The 21,425-nt window shown below is 42.9% G+C and carries 14 protein-coding genes; 6 read left to right on the top strand and 8 right to left on the bottom strand.

The genetic code is table 11. From position 1 onward, the window contains the following. The first annotated feature begins 148 nt into the window (after positions 1-148). The 3 genes from RRG12_RS10465 (at position 149) to RRG12_RS10455 (ending at position 5,865) form a co-directional block, all read left to right on the top strand. A complete protein-coding gene (locus RRG12_RS10465) occupies positions 149-1,543 on the top strand; it encodes an ATP-binding protein (RefSeq protein WP_069068407.1) in 1,395 nt (464 codons plus the stop codon). Between the two features lie 425 nt (positions 1,544-1,968). After that, positions 1,969-3,408, top strand: a complete 1,440-nt coding sequence (locus RRG12_RS10460; protein WP_420759218.1) for an NHLP bacteriocin system secretion protein — start codon at positions 1,969-1,971, stop codon at positions 3,406-3,408. A 156-nt stretch (positions 3,409-3,564) separates the two neighbouring features. After that, complete coding sequence (locus tag RRG12_RS10455; RefSeq protein ID WP_420759217.1) at positions 3,565-5,865, top strand: NHLP family bacteriocin export ABC transporter peptidase/permease/ATPase subunit; 2,301 nt, start codon at positions 3,565-3,567, stop codon at positions 5,863-5,865. A gap of 62 nt (positions 5,866-5,927) precedes the next feature. On the opposite strand, the gene RRG12_RS10450 is transcribed toward RRG12_RS10455, so the two are convergent. After that, positions 5,928-6,443, bottom strand: a complete 516-nt coding sequence (locus RRG12_RS10450; protein WP_420759216.1) for a DUF29 family protein — start codon at positions 6,441-6,443, stop codon at positions 5,928-5,930. Positions 6,444-6,610: 167 nt separating this feature from the next. Between RRG12_RS10450 and RRG12_RS10445 the strand changes: the two genes are divergently transcribed. Beyond that, complete coding sequence (locus RRG12_RS10445) at positions 6,611-9,433, top strand: NHLP bacteriocin export ABC transporter permease/ATPase subunit (protein WP_420759215.1); 2,823 nt, start codon at positions 6,611-6,613, stop codon at positions 9,431-9,433. Positions 9,434-9,560: 127 nt separating this feature from the next. Here the strand turns inward: RRG12_RS10445 and RRG12_RS10440 are convergent, their stop codons facing one another. Next, positions 9,561-9,785 carry a hypothetical protein gene (locus RRG12_RS10440; RefSeq protein ID WP_420759214.1) on the bottom strand — a complete coding sequence of 75 codons (225 nt, stop codon included), beginning with the start codon at positions 9,783-9,785 and terminating at the stop codon, positions 9,561-9,563. Between the two features lie 74 nt (positions 9,786-9,859). Further along, positions 9,860-12,196, bottom strand: coding sequence for a response regulator (locus RRG12_RS10435; RefSeq protein ID WP_420759213.1), 2,337 nt, complete (start codon positions 12,194-12,196; stop codon positions 9,860-9,862). 943 nt (positions 12,197-13,139) lie between these two features. On the opposite strand from RRG12_RS10435, the gene RRG12_RS10430 reads away from it, so the two are divergent. Further along, positions 13,140-13,700: a nitrate transporter gene (locus RRG12_RS10430; protein WP_069072224.1), complete on the top strand. Its 561-nt coding sequence runs from the start codon at positions 13,140-13,142 to the stop codon at positions 13,698-13,700. 3 nt (positions 13,701-13,703) lie between these two features. On the opposite strand, the gene RRG12_RS10425 is transcribed toward RRG12_RS10430, so the two are convergent. Further along, a complete protein-coding gene (locus RRG12_RS10425) occupies positions 13,704-15,107 on the bottom strand; it encodes a collagen-like protein (protein WP_420759212.1) in 1,404 nt (467 codons plus the stop codon). A 150-nt stretch (positions 15,108-15,257) separates the two neighbouring features. After that, positions 15,258-16,280: an NADP-dependent oxidoreductase gene (locus RRG12_RS10420; protein WP_420759211.1), complete on the bottom strand. Its 1,023-nt coding sequence runs from the start codon at positions 16,278-16,280 to the stop codon at positions 15,258-15,260. 492 nt (positions 16,281-16,772) lie between these two features. Here RRG12_RS10420 and RRG12_RS10415 point away from each other — a divergent pair, with 492 nt between their 5' ends. After that, a complete protein-coding gene (locus RRG12_RS10415) occupies positions 16,773-18,386 on the top strand; it encodes an NAD(P)H-quinone oxidoreductase subunit 4 (protein WP_069072227.1) in 1,614 nt (537 codons plus the stop codon). Between the two features lie 111 nt (positions 18,387-18,497). Here RRG12_RS10415 and RRG12_RS10410 read toward each other — a convergent pair whose 3' ends face one another. From RRG12_RS10410 to RRG12_RS10400, 3 genes are all read right to left on the bottom strand, one after another. Then, on the bottom strand, positions 18,498-19,058 hold the full coding sequence (locus RRG12_RS10410) for an antibiotic biosynthesis monooxygenase (protein ID WP_420759210.1): 561 nt from the start codon (positions 19,056-19,058) through the stop codon (positions 18,498-18,500). Between the two features lie 202 nt (positions 19,059-19,260). Next, complete coding sequence (locus RRG12_RS10405; protein ID WP_420759209.1) at positions 19,261-20,199, bottom strand: SMP-30/gluconolactonase/LRE family protein; 939 nt, start codon at positions 20,197-20,199, stop codon at positions 19,261-19,263. 6 nt (positions 20,200-20,205) lie between these two features. Continuing rightward, entirely contained in the window at positions 20,206-20,952 is a 747-nt protein-coding gene (locus RRG12_RS10400; RefSeq protein WP_069072229.1) for an SDR family oxidoreductase, read from the bottom strand. Positions 20,953-21,425: the final 473 nt, after the last annotated feature.

Here is a 21,425-nt window from a genome sequence, read left to right as displayed (position 1 = left end):
CCCCTTCCTAGTTCCCTCGACCCGCACCTTAGTTGCATCGACCCGCACCTTAGTTACATCGACCCGCAAAAATTAACCCACCCTACGTTACACAGCAACTTTAAAAGACTTGTGTGTACACGGTAGGCCCTCTCAAGGAGGTTTATTAATGTTATGTATTGAGGAATTAGTCAACTTAGACGCGTTTCAACAACTTCCCAAAGAGCGATTGCAGTGGGTTTGCGATCGCGCTCAAACAGTTGAACTTTCTGCTGGAGAAGTATTATCCCATGAGGGAGATCCTGTATGCCGCTTATTTATCTTAGTCAAAGGTAAAATCAACATCACCCGCCGCAGTGAAGGAGTTGAAATTCCCATCGGGCAACACGAAGCCCCATCCTTTTTTGGTGAAATTCCAGTACTCACAGGCGAACCTGCACCTGTGACAATGCGGGCATTAACAAATTGCCGCATTTATGAGATGAAGGGAGAAGACTTTCGTAAACTGCTGCATGAATGTCGTGATTTTGAGCAGATGGTCTTCCGAATTATGCAAAGTCGTGTCCGGGGGCTAGAGTCTTTCATTCGTGGGCGGGAAAAGATGGCAGCTTTAGGGACACTTGCTGCCGGATTAGCTCATGAACTCAACAACCCAGCCGCAGCCCTGGTTCGGACTTTAAAAGAAATGCCAGCCGCCATTCTAGAGTTACAACGAATGAACTTAGTTTATGGGCAACGCAATGTTGACGAAGCCCATACTCAACACTGGTTGAGAGTACGCGATCAAGGCTATGATGCGATTTTGAATAATCGTCTAGATCCTGTAACTCTAAGCGATCGCGAATCCATATTGCTGGAATGGTTAGAAGATTATGGTGTGAAGCAAGCATGGAAATTGGCAGAACCTTTAGCGGAAGGTGGTGTTGAGGTTGAAAGCCTAGAGCAATTAATGGAACGTTGGCGCAACGATGACACGGAATTGCGAGAAATGGGATTGCACTGGCTAGCACTTTCCTTTGAAGTCATGTCAATGATTAAACATGGTTTGCGAGGATCTGAGAGGATTTCCGAACTTGTGCAAGCAATGAAATCTTATTCTTACCTCGATCAAGGCACTCAGCAAGAAGTAGATATACATCAAGGCTTGGAAGATACCTTACGATTGTTTGTTCATAAACTCAAGTGCGGTGTCCAAGTGCAACGCAATTACGATCGAAGTCTTCCGAAAATTCTTGCCTATGGCAGCGAACTGAATCAAGTGTGGACAAACTTGATTGACAACGCCATTGATGCAATGGATGGTAAGGGATTGCTGGAAATTACAACATCCCATTGCGATCGCTATGCCCATATTGACATCATCGATTCTGGCAGTGGAATTCCACTTGAAATTAAAACGCGCATTTTTGAACCCTTCTTCACCACCAAATCAGTGGGGCAGGGATCGGGATTGGGTTTAGAAACTACTCGCCGAATTGTAGAGAATCGCCATCACGGTACGCTTTCATTTGAGTCGCAGCCAGGTAGAACTTGTTTCACCATCTGCTTGCCTTTGACATCTTGAAGGAGGCAGGAGGAGGCAGGAGGCAGGAGGCAGGAGGCAGGGGAGGCAGGGGAGGCAGAGGAGGCAGGGGAGGAAAGTTATTGCCATTGGTGTCAACTTAAGCTGAAACCCTTTTCAAATCTCGTTTACAGCCTCCGGCTGGAAATGCTGCTCCTGGCGGCTCTGCCGCCAGCAGGAGAGACGGAGCTTCAAGGATAGGCATTCCCAGTCTGAGACTGGGAACGAGACAATTCTGCCCCCTGCCTCCCCTGCCTCCCCTGCCTCCCCCCGCCTCCCCTGCCTCCCCTGCTCCCCCTGCTCACCTCAACAGATAACTTTGTTAACCGAACCGTCTTGAGTTCTCCCCTAGTTCTCCCCGATCGCACTTTAATCTTAAAAGTCTAGAAGTCTTAAGGTTCTGGGTGCTTTCAGCAAGAAGGAGAACAATGCAACTAAAACACAGCCACATTTTCCGTCAAGAAGCCCTGGAGCGTTTATCTTCACCAGAACAACTGGATCAAGCGATAAATGTAGTTAAGCCTCAAGCTTGGTTGACTTTATCTGCCATGAGTTTTGTAGTTGCTGTGGCTGGCGTTTGGAGTGTGTTTGGCAGAATTCCTCTCACGGTGACAGGCCAAGGTATATTGATTAAACCGCACCATGTTGTGGAATTTCAAGCACCCAGTTCTGGCCCATTACTAACTCTCAAGGTGAAGCCAGGGGATATTATTAAACAAGGTGATGTACTAGGTATTATTGACCAATCAGCGCTAAAGCAGCAGTTGCAGCAAGAGCAGATAAAGTTGCAACAACTGCAAACCCAAAATCAAGAGACTGACAGGTTACAAAAGCTGCTGATTGATCAACAAATCATGACCCTTGAGCAGCAAAAACTGGATTTAGAAAGTAATCTGCGCCGAGAACAAGATGCACCAAAGTTACGCGATCAAACCCAAAGAGCGATCGCTCAAAAACGTCAAAGCATTAATTCCCGCAAACAACAAATTAATTACTTACTCAAAACTCTCAAAGGACGGGTTGATAATCGTCGTCAGCTTTTTGAGGAGCATGTCATCAGCCAAGATATGCTGGTGCAAGCTGAACAAGAATATTTTAACACTCAAAGCGAACTCTCAGATATTGACGTGCAACTAAAGGATCTTGAAATCCAAGAAACAACAACGCAACGAGAATATCTGGAAAATCTTAATAGAATTGACGAAATTAAAACTAAAATTAAAGACCTTAATACTCAAAATACTAAATTACGCGAACAAGACTTAAAGCAATCAATTGATAAAACCAATCAAATTCGGGAAGTAAAGCGGCGAATTGCCCAATTAGAACTGCAACTATCTCAAGATAGTAGAATTATTAGCAAATATAATGGTCACATTCTCGAACTGAGTGCTGTCCCTGGACAAATGATGAATCCGGGTAGCCGCTTGGGGTCAATTGAGGCTGAACAGCCAAATTCAAAGCTTATGAGTCTTGTTTACTTTGCGAATAAAGATGGTAAGCAAATCAAGCCAGGGATGGCTGTACAGGTGACTCCTAGTTTTGCCAAACGTGAGCGCGAAGGTGGCATTGTCGGAACGATCGCAGATGTTTCTGCATTTCCAGTAAGTACACAAGATATTACAGCGATCGTTGGTAACAAAGAAATAGCCGCTAGTCTTGCGGGTAAAGGTGAAGGTCAGGTGCAAGCTTTTGTCCAACTCCAAGAAAACCCTACATCAGTCAGTGGCTACAAATGGTCATCCTCTGATGGCCCAGCTTTAAAAATATCTTCTGGCACAACTACCTCTGTTCAAGTAAAAGTTGGCGAAAAAGCACCGATTTCTTATATTATTCCTATGCTGCGATCTTGGACGGGAATTTATTAATTTGGGAATGGGGCATGGGGCATTGGGCATTGAGGTTAAAACTTGAAGGTTCAGCTTCAGAGGCTCAACTTTCAGGTTCTAATACCAATTCCAATTCCCAATTCCCAATTCCCAATGCCCCATTCCCAATTCCCAATGCCCCATTCCCAATTCCCAATGCCCCATTCCCAATTCCCAATCCCAAAATTTAAACCAAATCGTGTCCGCACTTCTACACTTTTGCAAATGGAAGCGGTCGAATGTGGTGCGGCGGCTTTAGGAATAATTCTGAGCTATTACGGCCGAATTGTGCCACTGGCTAAATTGCGTGAAGAATGCGGTGTTTCGCGGGATGGCAGCAAAGCTTTTAATATCCTCAAAGCTGCTAAAAACTATGGACTCAATGCTAAAGGTTTAAAACTGTCTCTGGAAAAGGTGACAGCTACCCGTCTTCCCTACATTGCCTTTTGGAATTTTAACCATTTTCTCGTAGTAGAAGGATATAGCAAAAAACGCGTCTACCTCAACGATCCTGCCAATGGTCGGAGAACAGTAAGTTGGGAAGAGTTCGATCGCGCATACACGGGTGTTGTGCTGACAATGGAACCAGGAGCGGATTTTCAGAAGGGAGGCAAAAAAAATCATATTGTCTCTGCCTTAAGTAACCGCTTACAAAACTCACGAGTTACTATCTTATTTTGCTTGCTTGCGGGGTTATTGCTAACACTGCCTCGGTTAGCTGTACCAGCCTTTGCTCAGGTATTTATCGATGAGATTTTAATCCAAGACCGGCAAGATTGGTTACGACCTTTGTTGTTAGGAATGCTGTTAACTACTTTATTGCGGGCATTTCTGGCTAGACTGCGGCTGACTTATCTGCGGCGATTGATGGTTAAGTTGTCAGTCAGCACATCAGGACAATTTCTCTGGCATATTCTGCGATTGCCTATTGGGTTTTATGACCAACGGTTTGCTGGGGAAATCAGTAGCCGGGTGCAACTAAATGACCGGGTGGCAGAAGTACTTTCAGGGTCTTTGGCAACCACATTAATTGATGCGGTGATGATGGTCTTTTACCTACTGATTATGATTCAGTATGACCAATTGCTGAGTGCGATCGCAGTCGGTTTTGCTTTAATCAACATTCTCGCCCTCTTATTTTTATCGCAAACTCGTGTAGATACAAATATGCGCCTAGCTCAGGAATATGGCAAGGTGGGCGGAGTAACGATTAGCGGCATCCAAAGCATAGAAACCATCAAAGCTTCCGGGCTGGAGTCAGATTTATTTGCTCGGTTTGCGGGTTATTACGCTAAAGCCATGAACGCCCAACAACAATTAGGCTTACAAACTCAAATTCTCACCACATTACCCACAATTTTGACAGCCCTAGCCACAGCTTCTATTTTGCTGGTTGGTGGTTTACAGGTAATGAATGGCAATCTCAGTATTGGAATGCTGGTTGCCTACCAAAGTTTAACACTGAGCTTTTTAGAGCCAGTTAATAGTCTCGTTAACTTCGGCAGCACACTGCAAGATTTAGAAGCTGACTTAAACCGCCTTGATGATGTATTGCAAAATCCCGTTGATTTGGAAGTCGAGGGAGGCAAGGGAGTAGCACTTCGGCTACGCTCAGTGACCGAGGAGCAGAGGAGCAGAGGGGAACTTATTACAAGTATTCCCCATGCCCAATGCCCACTTGTCCTGAGCGTAGCCGAAGGGATGCCCAATGCCCCATGCCCAATGTGGCAATTACAGGGTCATGTTGAGTTACGGAATGTCACTTTTGGGTACAGTCGTGTAGAACCTCCCTTGATTGAGAATTTAAGTTTGATTGTCAAGCCAGGGCAAAGAATAGCGCTTGTGGGGGGAAGTGGTTCTGGTAAATCGACAGTTGCTAAATTAATTTGCGGGCTTTATCAACCGTGGGAAGGGGAAATCTGCTTTGATGGTATAGAGCGATCGCAAATTAAGCGTTCTGTTCTGGCTAACTGGTTGGCAATGGTTGAACAGGATATCTTTTTATTTGCCGGCACTGTCCGAGAAAACATCACTCTTTGGGATTCAACTGTACCAGAAGCCGATTTGGTGCAGGCTTGCCAAGATGCAGCGATTCATGATGCGATCGCATCTATGCCTGGAAAATATGACTTTGAGTTGATTGAAGGCGGTATGAATATTAGTGGTGGACAACGCCAGCGTTTAGAAATTGCCCGCGCTTTGGTGAGAAATCCCACAGTCTTAGTATTGGATGAAGCAACCAGCGCCCTGGATGCAGAAACGGAGTTGATTATTAACCGTAACTTGCAACAGCGTGGTTGTTCGTGTATTGTAGTAGCCCACCGCCTCAGCACAATTCGCGATTGCCATGAAATTATTGTGCTAGAGCAAGGTAAAATCGTGCAGCGTGGAACCCATGAGGAATTATGGCAGCAAGGCGGAACTTATGTTCGTCTACTTCACGCAGCAGAAGCATAGGAGTATTTGTAAAAAACCTAAACGACAATGTATAATTATCCTTGCGAATTGTTTATTTGCACTCACTTACTTATCCAATCTTCCCCACCAGCTAGTTGAGCTAAATAATCATCCATAATGGCTGGTAATTCTTTTGCCGAATAAGTATATGTTAAAGCTATAAACTCATTTGCTGTAGTTAAAATCTGGTTTCTATCTAGAATTGCTGACAGTTGAGAGCGAGTGTAGTTACCGTTTAAAACTTCCAGACTTGCATCAGCGATAGCATCTTCAATTACTTCTTCTAGTATAAGCATTTCCCATTCATCTTGATTAATATAGTAAGAATTTTTATTATCTTTAATATTCAATTTTTTAATTTGTTTAATTGAGTTGCGAATAGAATTTACCCAAGAACCAGTTAATCGCTGTTCTATTTGGTTTTTAATTAAATGAATCAACAGAATGTTTAAATAAGATTCTATATTACGCAGAATAGCTTGTTTACTCATGCCCTCTAACTCATCAACAATCACCAAAGCATCTGCGTATCTTCCTTCCAGAATACTATTTTTTAGGTCGATTAATTCTTGTGTCATTTGTATTGTCTGTATTGCCTGCAAGACTTAACGGTGATAATCTAAATTTAACTCAATCCAGTTCGATTAAGGCTAAAAAATCTTTTTGCACTTACCGAACTTATATCGATTGCCCGCAAGTGAATCCTCTTCCCACATACTCCCTTCAAGCAAACGAACCAGTACTGTTGAATGACTCAAAAACATTCTGGATAGTGCAGTCTGGAACATTGGCGGTGTTTGTCACTAGAGTTAAAAACAGTTTACCAAAGGAGCATCGCCGCTATTTGTTTCATGTGAACGCTGGTGAAGCCTTATTACCGGAAGTAATAGCACAAAGCCAATGGAATTTTGTAGCGATCGCAATTGAACCCACCCAATTATGCCAGATGTCAATGGTTGATTTGGTTAAGGGAATCGCGGCGGCTGACTCTCAAGCCATAGAATTTTTAGAAGGTTGGGTAAATCATTTAGGACAATCTCTTAGCGCCCAGCAAACAGTTTTGACTACCCCATTAAACCTTGTACAGGCAGTTGAACGGGATTTTTCATTATCGCCTGGTGAAATGCTACAGGGAAGGCAACAAACACTCTTATGGGTGAAATTGCAGCAAGGCAATACTCACTGGATGGGAATCGGGGAATTAACGTTAAATTCTACCTCACCAGCGTTTCCACTCACGAGTGATATGTGGTTGGAGGCAGAAGACACGGTTATTGGACAAGTGTTATCAACGGCAGATTTAGAAAATTTAGAGGAACTTCTAGCAGGTTTAGCCAGTTTGCATACTTGTTTTTTTCACTACTTGAGTTTGCTGGCAAACAAAGAAACAGAGGCAGAATTTCGGCAGTTTCAGGAACGTGAGCAATTTAATCAGCAAGTAATAGAGGGGGCACTCTCTGATTTAGCAACAGTATTGCAGCCACAGCAGGAGGCGGTTTTTTCTCAGGAAGGGCCGCCCCTACTGGTAGCATTTGGGGCAGTTGGGCGATCGCTAGGGATAGAGATTCGTCCACCAGCAGAGGATTTGAATTCTATTAAAGACCCTGTAGCCGCGATCGCACAAGCATCGCAAATTCGGATTCGGCGTGTAACTTTAGCAGATGGCTGGTGGCGTCAAGACCAAGGGGCGATGTTAGCTTATACTCAGTTGGAACGCCCAGTGGCGTTGTTACCTACAGATAATCGAGATTATGTCATCTTTGACCCCGTAGCGCGAACTCGGACACCTGTAAATGAATCAGTAGCAAAAACACTGTCACCATTAGCCTACGTCCTGTATCGACCATTACCCCAAGTTGCCCTCAAAGCCGTCGATTTGCTGCGGTTTGGAGTCAAGGGTTATGAAAAAGACATCGCCAGTATTTTAATAGTAGGGCTACTGGGCACAATATTGGGAATGGTTGCACCACAAGCAACAGCAATTTTAATCAATCATGCCATTCCCGATAGCGATCGCGCTTTACTGTGGCAGATAGGATTGGTCATGTTTGCAGTCGCCTTTGGGCAGTTAGCTTTTCAAGTTGCCCAAAGTATTATTACCCTACGAGTGGAAAGCGCCACTGATAGCATATTGCAGCCAGCCATTTGGGATCGGTTACTCAGACTAAGCCCTAGCTTTTTTCGTCAGTATACTTCTGGAGATTTAGTCAACCGTGTCATGGCAGTAAGGGAAATTCATCAAAAACTCAGTGGTGCTACCCAAAGAACGTTGTTGAGTGGAATCTTTGCCCTATTTAACCTAGTGCTGATGTTTATTTACAGTTGGCAACTAGCGTTTGTGGGCGTGGGTTTAGCAATATTTGCCGCTGTGGTTACGACTGTTGCAAGTTTCCTCTTGGTGAAGAAATCGAAAAAAGAGCAAGAACTCAATGGTGCAATTCAGGGACTCACGGTACAACTAATTAACGGTGTTGCCAAACTGCGAGTCACAATGGCAGAAGAACGCGCATTTGCAGCTTGGGCAAAAAAGTACAGCCAGCAAATCCGGCTGAAGGCGAGTTGGCAAGAGATTAAAGATGGTATTTCTATATTTAACGAAGCACTCCCTTTGGTAAGTTCTATACTGCTGTTTGGGTTTGCCATGCTGTTGATGCAGACACGCCTAACATTGGGTACATTCGTTGCTTTTAACTATGCTTTGGCGATTTTTATCAAAGGAGTAATTGACCTGAGCAATACTGCATCGGAAATTTGGAGTATTGTACCAATATGGGAACGAGCAAAACCGATTTGGCGATCGCAGCCTGAATATGACTCAACCAAGGTTAACCCCGGTCAATTAAGCGGTCGCATTGCCCTAAATCGTGTCAGCTTTCGCTACTCGGAAAATGGCAGCTTAATTCTCAATGATGTCAGTCTCCATGCCGAACCAGGGGAATTTGTTGCGATCGTTGGGTCTTCTGGAAGTGGAAAATCAACGATATTGCGGTTGTTATTGGGTTTTGAAACTCCATTGACAGGTAGCATCTATTATGATGGCAATGATTTAGCAGAGATGGAACTCCAGGCTGTGCGAAGACAGTTAGGAGTGGTATTACAAAATGGTAAAATCGGCACAGGATCGGTTTTTGATAACATCACCGCCGGGGCTTTAGTTTCCCTAGAAGAAGCTTGGTCAGCAGCACAAATGGCAGGTTTTGCTGATGATATCAAGCAAATGCCAATGGGGATGCATACGATCGTCGCCGAGGGTGGTAGTAATCTTTCAGGTGGACAACGGCAAAGATTATTGATTGCGCGATCGCTTGTTTCCAAGCCTAAAATTATCTTGATGGATGAGGCAACCAGCGCTTTGGACAACCGCACCCAGGCAATTGTAACTGAAAGTTTAGCTAAGTTAAACGCTACTAGAGTGGTGATTGCCCATCGCCTCAGCACGATTCGTAATGCCGATCGCATCTATGTTATTGACGCTGGTCATGTCGTCCAGGTAGGCAATTTTTCGGAATTGATTACCCAATCAGGGTTATTTGCCAGACTGGTAGCCCAACAGTTAGAAGGCGAGTAGGGGCGCAAGCAATACGGTTTGGTTAAAGGGGAAAGGGTAAAGGGGAAAGGGGAAAGGGGAAAGGGGAAAGGTTTTGAATATATCCTTTACTTTACCCTTTCCCCTTTCCAACCGTATTGGGCGATGCCTACGCATTTGTTATTTCTGCGAACTCATTTGTTATTTCCGCGAACTCATTTGTTGCTTCAGCGATCGCATTTGTTGCTTCAGCGAACTCATTTGTTATTTCCGCGAACTCATTTGTTATTTCCGCGAACTCATTTGTTGCTTCAGCGAACTCATTTGTTATTTCCGCGAACTCATTTGTTATTTCTGCGATCGCATTTGTTGCTTCAGCGTGTCCATAACGCACTTTACCCTTTCCCCTTTACCCTTTACCCCAAACCCGATTCCGAGTTAAAAATTCAAAAACCGAGAAGTATTGCCTTAGTTCTGCTTCAGCATGGAATGAGCAACTTGGTATAAAGATTGGATATTTAGTCCATCATTAGGATATTCAACCATAGCAAAATTACAAGTTGCCTGGAAGCGATCGCCATTGGGAGCTGTAAAGACTTGCTGGCGCAGCTTGGTTAAAATGTCACTGAGGCGATGTTTGACGATCAGCCGTTCTGTTTCAGTAAACCCAGAAACTCCGACCACAAATTCTCCATTACCCCAATATCCCAATATTTCGCCACTGCAAAAAACCGATTGGAATAGACGACTCCATCGTTGCAATACTTGATTACCAGCCTCATGGCCATACTGGATATTAATTTGGCGTAAATCGCTGATATTCAATGTCACCAAGCAAATAGATTGCTGATTTTTCTCGGCTTGAGCAATCAGGTGTTGTAAGTCGCGGCTAGACTGTAACTGATTTGCTAGTCCGGTTAAGGGATCTTTGGTAGAGAGTGACTGTAGTAGGCGGCTGCGTTCTAAGCGATGGGTGATCCTTGCCAGCAGTTCTGCCCCCACAAAGGGTTTAACCACATAATCATCTCCCCCAGCAGCAAACACCTGCTGCACTGTTTCCATCTCCCGATGAGCCGTCAGAAATACAATTGGCAATTCCTGCCATTGCGGATCTGTGCGAACTGCCTGACAAAGTTCTATACCACTGATTTGGGGCATTTCCACATCCAAAATCAACAAATCTGGTGCAGTAGATTGCAATACCTCCCAGAAACGTAAGGGATCGTCCAATGCGGTAATTCGCATTCCCCAAGGTTCTAACATTGGGCCTAATGCCGCTAAAATCAGTGGGTCATCATCAACTACTAATACATTTACTGTTAAAGAACGGGTAAATTGTAATATTTGAGACGCAGTTTCCCAAACTTGATTTGCTGTGACAGGCTTGAGGAGAAAACCCCGTGCCCCAGACTGAGCCAAAGTCACCCGATCCATTAGCTGATCAGTGACAGCGATCGCCAGAACAGGTACAGGAGGAGTATGTGTTGCTAAGTCCAACATGAATGCTAAACTTTCTTCTCGCTGCCCGATCTCATCTACATTCAGTACGACTAAATCTGGTGATGTGGTTTGCAAGAAGTTTTTTGCAGCTTCTAACGTTGTTATTTGTTGCCAACGCATTTCCATAGAAGATGCCAGTTGTTGCAACTGTGAACCCAGTTGTAAATCATGGTCAATCAGCAGTAACTTCGGATTTATCTCGTCCCCAATCGAGGTAGCAGTTTGATTAACTACCTTCATTAGGTTTAACAAGTTGCCTAACTCTTGGATTAGCGATATTAGCTGGTGTTTTTGGGCTAGTAATAACTCTCCATCTTTGTCTAAAATTTGTTCGATTTCCCGCGCTATTTGAGTACCTTTTTCTTGCTCAAACATTCCCAAAACACCGGCTAGTTTATGCGCTTCCCGTTCTGCCGATTTACGTAATTCTATATTTAGTGTGTCGCTAGAGAGTTCTGTTGCTGCTTGTTGCAGTACCTCCATTCGCTGTGTCATTAGCCCTTGGTATTGACTCCACAACCCACTCATTGCTTGGTTAAATTGCTGTTCAACGGATGAGGAAGTATTGGGTATGGAGTAATCCCGATCTGGATTTTTTTGAGTTATTTTTTCGCTATTTCTACTACTAGTAGCTTTTTGTGCTTTTAAGCGATATCCCAAACCATAAACATTTTCAATCCAGTCTACGGCTCCAACTACTTTCAACTTGTGTCGCAACCACTTAATATGAGACTTAACAGTTTCCTCTTGGGGTGGATCGTCAAAAGTCCAGAGATGTTCGATAATATCTCCCCGACTGAAAACCCGCGATGGATTCCGTAGTAATAACTCCAGCAGACTATATTCTTTGGGTGTTAAATCCAGAACTTGATTATCGTATGTTACCTCGCAAGTACTTGGATCTAACCGCAATGCCCCAACTTCTAGCACTGGAGGACGGGGAGTATCGCCGCGACGTAACAAAGCGCGTACCCTTGCTTGGAGTTCTGCCAAATTTAAAGGTTTAATGAGATAATCATCTGCTCCAGCATCGAGTCCACGAATGCGATCGCTAGTTTCATCTTTTGCTGTGATCAACAAAATAGGAGTGGAACGGCCACTAGAACGTAAACGCTGACATAAAGTAATGCCATCGAGTTTCGGCAGTCCAACATCTGTTAATATCAAGTCGTAGTTGGTACTTTGGGCATATTCCCAGCCAATTTGTCCATCTCCTGCAATTTCAACAGCATAGTGTTGTTGGGTAAGAGACTGCAACAAAACACTCGCTAAAACTTCGTCATCTTCGATCAGCAAGATTCTCATAGCAACTTACTCCACTAGGACTAGCCCTTTCAAGGTGTGTTATTTTCCTGTTTTTTCTGGTTTAGAATCTTATAAGTTGAGACATCTTTTCTTTTATAAACCGCTCAAACACCTTCTCCAGTAACATTCTTATTCACACCCTAAGATTTACATCTCTTTTAACCAGACTACAAATCAGTCCATCACGCAACACCTTGAAAGAGTTTGTTAACTAGCAGCGATCGCTTGACTAAGTAAGTGGGCGTAAATAATTAAAGGTTTGTAGTGGGGACTTTAGTCCTCTCTTAAGGGCTAAAGCTCTTGCTACGAGCTAATTCAATTGATTTTTACATTACTTAATATAGTTTGATTTATTCTTGCCCACTTACTTAGCAGAACTGAAGATGTATTGAAGATTGCTGAAGGAAACTGTACCGCTACCGTTAGGGCCAGCCAATCGATTGGCTGGTATTAACTAAACCATTAGACTTCTTGCAAAAGTCGGGGTAAAGGGGAAGAGGAAAAGGGTAAAGAAACTCAAAATCCTTTCCCTTTAACCTTTACCCCTTTCCCTCTCTTGCAAAAATATGTTTTTGCAAGAGGTCAATTGTATAGATATTCTGTATTGCTAATAACAAATTTGGCACTTTATTTAGTATAAAACGTTGTACATATTTATACTTGTTAAAATCACCAACCAAGTAAATTATGGAAATTGTATTTAATTTACTAATCACCATTTGCTTTTCTGATAAAGTTTAGTAAATCAAAGTTTTACCTCTTCTTTGTACTACTACTATCTCATCGTAATAATACCTAAGATTTTTTGATTATTTATCAAGGAGGAGAAGATATAAAAATCTTTTATCAATCGAAGCAAAAGTGTATTTTAATCCACTTTTTTATCTTATTGCCGCAGTATTTTCCAAATGCTTTTTATGAGAACTGAGGCAGAGAAAATAATATGTTCTTAGACATTTTAGCTAGCTTACAACGGTTGTTTGTTGGTTACATCCCAGCAGCCGTATTGGGTAGCTTTATCGGGTATTTTATAGGTATGAATAGCATGATTTATCAGCTATTTAGGCTGATATTTCAGATACCACATAGTATCCCTCCTATAGCTCTGCTGCCTATTGCCCTAATAGCATTTCAAGAGAGTGAATCGGCTGCCATTATAGTAGTTTTTCTGGGAACTCTCTGGACGATGATTATTAATACTGCAATAGGTATGCGACATTTTAAGAGACAGAATAACAACTTTCGAGCAGCTATATTTCATCTATTTCATGCCTTGAAAGTTAGCATTTGGGTAGCCTGGTTTATAGTTATTGCCATAGAAATGTTAACAGGGCCAAAAGGACTTGGGTTTACCCTGTGGGATGCTTATAAAGCTGGCAATGCTGATTACATCATCCAGGTAATTATCTACATCGGGATTATTGGTTTTTTGCTGGATCAGTTACTAGATTTTGCAGCCTATATTCTCTCGCAAATGGTTTCAGATGGTAAAAAATCTTCCTAAACGTTATCTAGGCTTGCGGATTGCACCTTGCCAGCTAATAGTTTGCTTCGCAGAACGTATTCCCAAAGAACGAGTTGCTACGACTTCGATATTAACGTTGATACCAGGGCGCAAAGCTTCATCAGGAATTTTTAGCTTGCCCAAAGCTAGAGTAAAACGGTTATAGTCACGAGTCACAAGTTCGTTGGGAATATCCCCTTCATATTCAGTTTTGTAGCCAGAAAAACCGTGCAAGCTATCCTGGGCGCGGAATTTCACGCGAAACTGAGTATTAATAGCATCAGACTTTGCTGCCAAATCGACTATTTTTAAGTTGAGGTTTTCTCCTGCATCGGCAAACTCTGCCACAGCTAACCGAGTGACATCTTTTTTGGGAATGGCATGGTTGACAGTAAATGTTGTTAAGTTAGCGTCACTTTTGGTGTTACCTTCAACCCATAATTCTTCAGGAAAAGTAATTTCTACTTGTTTGTTATCAGTTAAATTTAGTGTTACAACCTGATTACCAAAGCTGGTAATGGGTTGTCTTTCTTGCCAAACTATTTGAAAAGCCTCTTCTAGACGTTGTTCAAACTCTCGATAATCATCAGCGATCGCAGCACCAGGCGCAAGTAGAGAAGTTGCCCCTTTACGAATATTCCACTTATTCTTCGAGAGGTTGACCTGTTTGTTTATCAGTTGCGAAATTGCTAGCTGCACAGTTGGAGTATCCCCTGCCAAAGGTTCATTGCTATTCACAATACTCAAAATTCCTAAGCGCCCTTGGCTACCATCGCTACCATCACTGCCATCTCGTCCATCGCTACCATCGCTACATCGATAAACCTTATCAGTACACTTGTAATCAGGGCTACCGGGAGTCCCCTTGCAGGTTTTCACTTCCCAACTCCGTCTGTGACAGTTACAACCCTCCGTACCGTTGCCACCTCTACCGCCGCGCCCACCTTCCCCACCAGTTGCTCGAACGGAAATGTTTCGCAAGTCTGCCAAATTGCTGTAATAGACTGTGAGGGAACCACCATTTCCCCCATCTCCTCCCTTGCCACCACTACCACCATTACCACCATTGGGGGCGTTTATGTCGTGGCTGACGCGATTGCGTTGATAACCACAGTCAGGACGATCAGCATGTTCCCCGTCTTCCCCATCTTCACCATCTTTACCCGACAAATCAAGATTTACAGGTGAACCATTGACAAAAATATTTTGGTTTTCACCACTGCTACCATCTCTACCCGATCGCCCATCGGTTCCTGTGCGTCCATCTCTGCCATAATTTCTGGCTACTTTATAGTATTCGTCAGAGGCAACGGCTGGACATAAAACTGAACCAGAAGCAGGCAAAAAGCTAGTAAATAAGCAGAATGTCAGCAGTAGTGGCAGCTTACTCCTAAAACCATTGTGCATCTAGTTACACCTAAAACTTTAGTTGAATTATCTACTCCTGACGCTGATTTTCAAGAATTTGCTCCCTTTTATCCAGTGGTGTGCCAGAATTTTCGCTCATTTGGAAATAATTTAAGTGTCAACGTACCACATACCCAACTTAATAACCGATTAAGCTGCTGTTGGATCGTCATTGACCTTAACAATCAACTTGCCAAAATTATCACCTCGAAGTAAACCGATAAATGCACCAGGAGCCTTCTCTAAACCAATAACTACATCTTCTTTATACTTGATTTGACCAGACTGCAACCATCCAGAAACATCGTGCAAAAAATCATTAAACCGATGTTGATAATCGCTAACTAAGAAACCTTTGATTAAAGCCCGTTTGACTAGTAGTGGCATTAAATTAGGCCCTGGTGGAGTAGATGTGGCGTTATATTCTGAAATCAAACCTACTAGTGGAATTCTTGCCCCAAGGTTTATCTGCTGCAAGACAGTTTCTAAAATCACACCTGCTGTATTGTCATAGTAAACATCAATGCCATTCGGGGCAGCTTCTTTGAGCGCTGAATCAAGTTCTTGAGTTTTGCGGTTAATGCCAACATCAAAACCTAATTCCTTAACTATATAATCCCGCTTATCGTCACTCCCGACAATTCCCACTACTCGCGCACCTTTAATTTTGGCAATTTGACCTACTACTGCACCGACAGCCCCAGAAGCAGCTGAAACCACAACAGTTTCGCCTTCTTTCGGTTGACCGATATCAAGCAGAGCAGCATAAGCAGTTAGACCAGGCATACCTAGTACACCTAAACTATAGGATAAAGGTGCTTGAGTGGGATCAAGTTTACGCAGTGTTTCACCCTTAGATACAGCATAAGTTTGCCAACCGTTACTATTAAGAACAAAATCTCCTACTTGAAATTGAGGATGATTTGATTTAATTACTTGGCTGACTGTAGCACCGACAATAACTGAACCTAATTCTACAGGTGCAGCATAAGACTTGCCTCCACTAATGCGACCACGCATATAAGGGTCGAGAGATAGATAAATGGTGCGGCTAAGAATTTCGCCTTCACCTGGTTCGGGAGTTGGTGTTTCTACCAGAGCAAAATCACTCTCTTTTGGTTCGCCCGCTGGACGACTTTTGAGGATGATTTGTTTGTTAATTAAATCGGACATAAGTTATTTTCCTCTCATGTGTTAGGCGATTTTTTCATCAATATCCTTATCACCAAGGCTTTGCTAAAACTACTGTGCGTTTGCCCTAATTTCCAGGCGGCTTAGGTGGCTTATCTCTCTCTTCCTGTGTACCATCTGTAGTCCCTCCCCCCAAATTAGACACCCAATCGTTTGCTTCTAACCCGAAGTGTCCTGTCTCAAACCACATATCTATCAAAACTTCTTTTCTCAAAGTACTCCAGTGAACAGAAAATGCAACGATATTGTAACGACAGCTAAAGTTGACGTTGCAAAAGTTTACATTTAGAATGTAATTGGCAAAATTAGATAAGTATTTATTCTTATTTATCCTGAAAAACTAACATACGATGAGTATATATTCTTGTCAAAGGCAAAAATTTAATCTTTTGGAGTTCAAGAATGTTTACAAAAGTATTGATTCCTTAATATAATGTAATCAAAAGCGAGAAGGCAAATTGATTGTCAGAAGTGATGAATGCTATTGAATTTCCCTGGCTAACAGCCATAATCCTCTTACCCTTGGTGGCTGCCTTAGCCATCCCCTTAATCCCAGACAAAGAAGGTAGAACTGTCCGGTGGTATGGTCTGGGAGTTGCGATCGCCGACTTTGCACTGATGATTTGTGCCTTTTGGTATAACTACGACTTTCAGAGTTCAACACTCCAACTTGTAGAAAACTATCCTTGGATACCGCAGTTAGGTTTGCATTGGGCTGTAGGGGTTGATGGTTTATCGATGCCCTTACTGCTTCTGACAGGCTTAATAAATACCCTCGCAATATTCGCGGCTTGGAAAGTTACCACCAAGCCGCGATTATTTTATGGTTTGATGTTAGCGATGTACAGCGCCCAGCTTGGCGTATTTGTCGCCCAAGATTTGCTGTTGTTCTTCCTGATGTGGGAAATCGAGTTAGTGCCGGTTTACCTGCTGATTTCCATCTGGGGAGGACAAAATCGCCGTTATGCCGCGACTAAATTCATTCTTTACACCGCTGCTGCATCAATATTTATCTTGATTGCCGGTTTTGCAATGGCATTCTCTGGAGATACCGTCACCTTCGACATGGCGACTCTGGGAATGAAAGAATACCCCAAAACCTTGGAATTGTTGATTTATGCAGGTTTCTTGATTGCCTTCGGTGTGAAGTTACCGATTTTCCCTTTACACACTTGGCTACCTGATGCCCACGGTGAAGCATCAGCACCCGGTTCAATGATTTTGGCTGGTGTGTTGTTAAAAATGGGTGGTTATGCTCTCATCCGCTTCAATGTGGAAATGTTACCCAATGCCCATGTGACTTTTGCCCCAGTGCTGGCAATTTTGGGTGTGGTTAACATTGTCTATGGTGCTTGCTGTGCATTTGCTCAAACCAATCTCAAACGGCGCTTGGCTTACTCTTCAATTGCCCACATGGGATTTGTGCTGATTGGGATTGCATCCTATACAGAAATAGGCATCAGCGGTGCAGTGTTACAGATGGTTTCCCACGGTTTGATTGCTGCTAGCTTGTTCTTCCTGTCTGGCGTTACTTACGATCGCACCCACACCTTGATGATGGATAAAATGGGCGGTATGGCTAAGGTAATGCCTAAAACCTTTGCTCTGTTTACCATTGGTTCAATGGCTTCTCTTGCCTTACCCGGAATGAGTGGTTTTGTGGGTGAGTTGATGGTATTTCTGGGTATTGCCACCAGTGATGTTTACAGTTCCAGCTTCAAAGTTGTAGTCGTGCTGCTGTCAGCAGTTGGCGTGATTTTGACACCAATTTATTTACTGTCGATGCTGCGTCAAGTATTCTATGGTGAGCAAAGTCAAGAGTTGCACTTGGATGCTGTAATATCTGATGTCAAACCCCGCGAAATATTTATTACCGCTTGTTTGCTGCTACCAATCATCGGAATTGGTTTCTATCCTAAATTAGCAACGCAGACTTATGATGTAAAAGCAGTGGAATTAGCCGCCCATGCTCGTCAAGTTCTCCCAGTTGTTGCTCATCAACAACCATCAAGTCTGTACTCGCGGATTTTCTCTGCACCAACATTAGCTAATTCTCAAGTTGAAAGTTCGATTCACATTTCTGAGTAAATTAACTTCCCATTAAGGGGTCTGCAAGTAAATTCTAAATTATTAGGGCAATAAAGGGGTGGTTACGAAACCGCCCCTAAAATTTTGGCATTTTGCAGAGGTGATCAGGTGCTAAACTTTTCGTAATTTAGGATATAGCCAAGAACTAAACAAACGGCTAACTCTAGGCATGACAACATAGGTTAATAGCAAAACCATAGTAATGGTAATGATCAACGAAATAATTAAGGGAGGTAAGCCGCGAAGCAGGGGCGTTATAAATGTATTTAACAAATTAATCAACACAAATACAGCTGCCCAAGTTAGCAATGCTGTTTTATAGCGCGGTGGAGTTTTCAGTGGTTGACCGGGAAGAGAAAACCAAGCTTCTAATCCACAGATTTGTTGAACATCAGGATCGGATTCTACCAGATGTTTACCTTGATTGAGCCAATATTCGCGATCGCGCGATGTCATCCACACCTTTAAATTCTCATAACCGTCAAACCGGAAGATGATCACATATTCATTTCGCACACCAAGTTGGGGACGAATCACGTTTGTTCCCAAATGACCTATATAGGTTCTGGCAACTTTGGTAATATCTTTCAACCAAGCCTCATAGGCGCTTTCGCATCCTGGCTTTACAACTTGTGTAATGACCACGGTTACAAATTGCTCGTCCTGTTCCATCTTTATCAATTTTGGATTTTGGATTTTAAATTTTAGATTGATCCTATGAATAAATTCAAGGCTTGGGGATTTTGGATTTATTTCACGTAGCTTGCTTTTCGCAGAACAAGTACAAATTCGTTGGAAAGCAAACAAATTTAAATTTTGGATTTAGAAGCTTTAATCCAAAATCCAAAATTTAAAATCTAAAATTACATCATTCTCAAGCTAAAGGATATCCAGTTTTTCCAACTTCAAGCCGAACAACATTAGCAGGAACGACACCAGTAGGTGGAGGTAAAAACATTCCACCATTAGTTACAACATAAATTGCAGTGCGTTCGCCCTCACTTTGACCAAAAGCCACTGCTGTGCTACCAATTACACCTGACTCGGCTTGAGCAATAATAGTAGTACTGCGATCGCTTGCAATTCGTATCACACTGTTGTAAATGTGCGTTGCTCCATAAAGGTTGCCTTCCACATCAAAGGCAAAGTCATCAATATTAGTTTGCTCAACAAAAATTTCCGGCTCACCTGGTTTATTAGTGCTATCAACAGGAATCCGCAACAACAACATTTTTTCTGTATTTGAAACGTAGAGGAAATCACCAAAACGCTTCAAGCCATTTGCAGCCGGAAACACGCTCTCCGAATTGCTCCGAGCAAGCATTGGATGTTCTAGCCAAATTGATCCACTGGGTTGAGCAACATCAATTAGCCAGATTGCACCACGATAGGAATCAGCTGTCAAATATTGAGTGTCGGAAAGTGGCGTGATGCCATTGAGAAACATTGCGTCTGGCAGTGTCAGCAAGGTTTCCACCGTGCCATCATTTTTAACTAGAGAAACCACGGGTATAGAATCAGCATTCCATCCTGTTGCCACCAGATCACCGTTGGTAGTAAAAGCAAGACCACTTACTTTGCCTTCAACGGTGGCATGAATTTGCTGATTGCCATCTGGGGTAATGCGAACAACCTCGCCAACCTCATGATTGCTTACAAAAATTGTGCCATCTGAGGCGTAGGCGTAGCCCGCCGCAGGTATTGCTAGATTTTCCAAAAAAGTATTAACAGGAAACGAGGTAATAATTTTAGCAGGTGCTAATTCAATCGGCTTATCTGCGTAAATAGACGGTAAATCTGCGGAATTTCCCATATTAACCTACCATTGTAATTGAATGGGGCCACCAAACTTTCGCATCTCTGCAAAAAACAGTCCTTGCGCTCCTCCATCGGGAAGTGTTGCCAAATAGACAGCAGTTTCGGCCCCTTCTTCTGCCGTGAACGGGGCATTATCTCCCCCCATATCTGTTTTCATCCAACCTGGAGAATAGGCATTTACGAGAATATTAGTACCTTGGAGTTCCTTGGCGAGAAGCACGGTTAGTCCATTTACTCCCACCTTCGAGAGTCGATAGGATGGCGCTAAAGGATAATAGTCAGTGGGAACTGATGTTAGAGATGCCATTTCCGTTGAGATATTGACAATGCGACCGTAATTTTGCACCTTCATCAACGGAATTAATGCTTGAGAAATTCTGAGTACCGCTAGAACATTGGTTTCAAAGGTCGATCGCATCGTTTCCAGTTGCACAGTTAGTAAACTGGACTCCTCCGGCTTAGTTGTGGGATTTACGCCTGCATTATTGACCAGAATATCTACCTTGCCGTAAGTTTCACGCAGCCAATCTGTAAACTGTTGCACACTTCCATCATTGCTGACATCCAGCGTGTGATAGTCAACATCAAGCCCTTCATTGGTAAGCTGCCCTTTAGCAGCAAGACCATCTGTTTCATTACGACTCGTCAGAATTACGCGGTTGCCAATTTTGGATAATTGACGGGAAATAGCATATCCTAGCCCTCGATTGCTGCCTGTTACCACAGCAATTCTTTTTTGAGTCGTCATTTTTATGACCTTGAAACTGGTTTTGATTGTACTGTACTGAGATGCGGTGAATTAAGCAAGTTGATTGCAGTGATACGTTCAATCAATGAGATTACTGACGTTTAATTCAAACTCGAAGCTTGCCATCCACCTAAGCGTTGTTCTCTTTCCACTTGGTAATAATTCTAATCTTCATGAGTTAACCCTCATTTAACGGGAGATTGTGAAAAGATTATAGTTAAAGCAGGTGAAGTAGCCACAAAGCAATTAGTTTTTTAGCTTTTTAATAATTCAAAATGTTGAAAATACTAGAAGGTTATAAATGCTCGATTCAAAAATAGTCTGAAATTTTTGCTCGTTGAGATATTGATGAGCTATTAGCCACAGCCAACTTTACTTAGAAAACACGGTAGCATTGTTCAGATTTAGAATAAAGCTGACTATCAGTATTTCTTGCGGGCAATGCTGATATATTCATAAACCTAGAAGACAAG

Source organism: Nostoc sp. CALU 546 (assembly GCF_048836525.1).
Note: the sequence above shows the minus strand (reverse complement) of the source record. Positions and strands in the feature narration are given on the sequence as shown.

Coding starts and splice junctions, on each gene's coding strand:
- RRG12_RS10465 (WP_069068407.1), top strand. CDS start 149: ATGTTATGTATTGAGGAATTAGTCAACTTAGACGCGTTTCAACAACTT.
- RRG12_RS10420 (WP_420759211.1), bottom strand. CDS start 16,280: ATGTCCGATTTAATTAACAAACAAATCATCCTCAAAAGTCGTCCAGCG.
- RRG12_RS10400 (WP_069072229.1), bottom strand. CDS start 20,952: ATGACGACTCAAAAAAGAATTGCTGTGGTAACAGGCAGCAATCGAGGG.
- RRG12_RS10435 (WP_420759213.1), bottom strand. CDS start 12,196: ATGAGAATCTTGCTGATCGAAGATGACGAAGTTTTAGCGAGTGTTTTG.
- RRG12_RS10425 (WP_420759212.1), bottom strand. CDS start 15,107: ATGCACAATGGTTTTAGGAGTAAGCTGCCACTACTGCTGACATTCTGC.
- RRG12_RS10450 (WP_420759216.1), bottom strand. CDS start 6,443: ATGACACAAGAATTAATCGACCTAAAAAATAGTATTCTGGAAGGAAGA.
- RRG12_RS10430 (WP_069072224.1), top strand. CDS start 13,140: ATGTTCTTAGACATTTTAGCTAGCTTACAACGGTTGTTTGTTGGTTAC.
- RRG12_RS10410 (WP_420759210.1), bottom strand. CDS start 19,058: ATGGAACAGGACGAGCAATTTGTAACCGTGGTCATTACACAAGTTGTA.
- RRG12_RS10415 (WP_069072227.1), top strand. CDS start 16,773: ATGAATGCTATTGAATTTCCCTGGCTAACAGCCATAATCCTCTTACCC.
- RRG12_RS10405 (WP_420759209.1), bottom strand. CDS start 20,199: ATGGGAAATTCCGCAGATTTACCGTCTATTTACGCAGATAAGCCGATT.
- RRG12_RS10460 (WP_420759218.1), top strand. CDS start 1,969: ATGCAACTAAAACACAGCCACATTTTCCGTCAAGAAGCCCTGGAGCGT.
- RRG12_RS10455 (WP_420759217.1), top strand. CDS start 3,565: ATGCCCCATTCCCAATTCCCAATCCCAAAATTTAAACCAAATCGTGTC.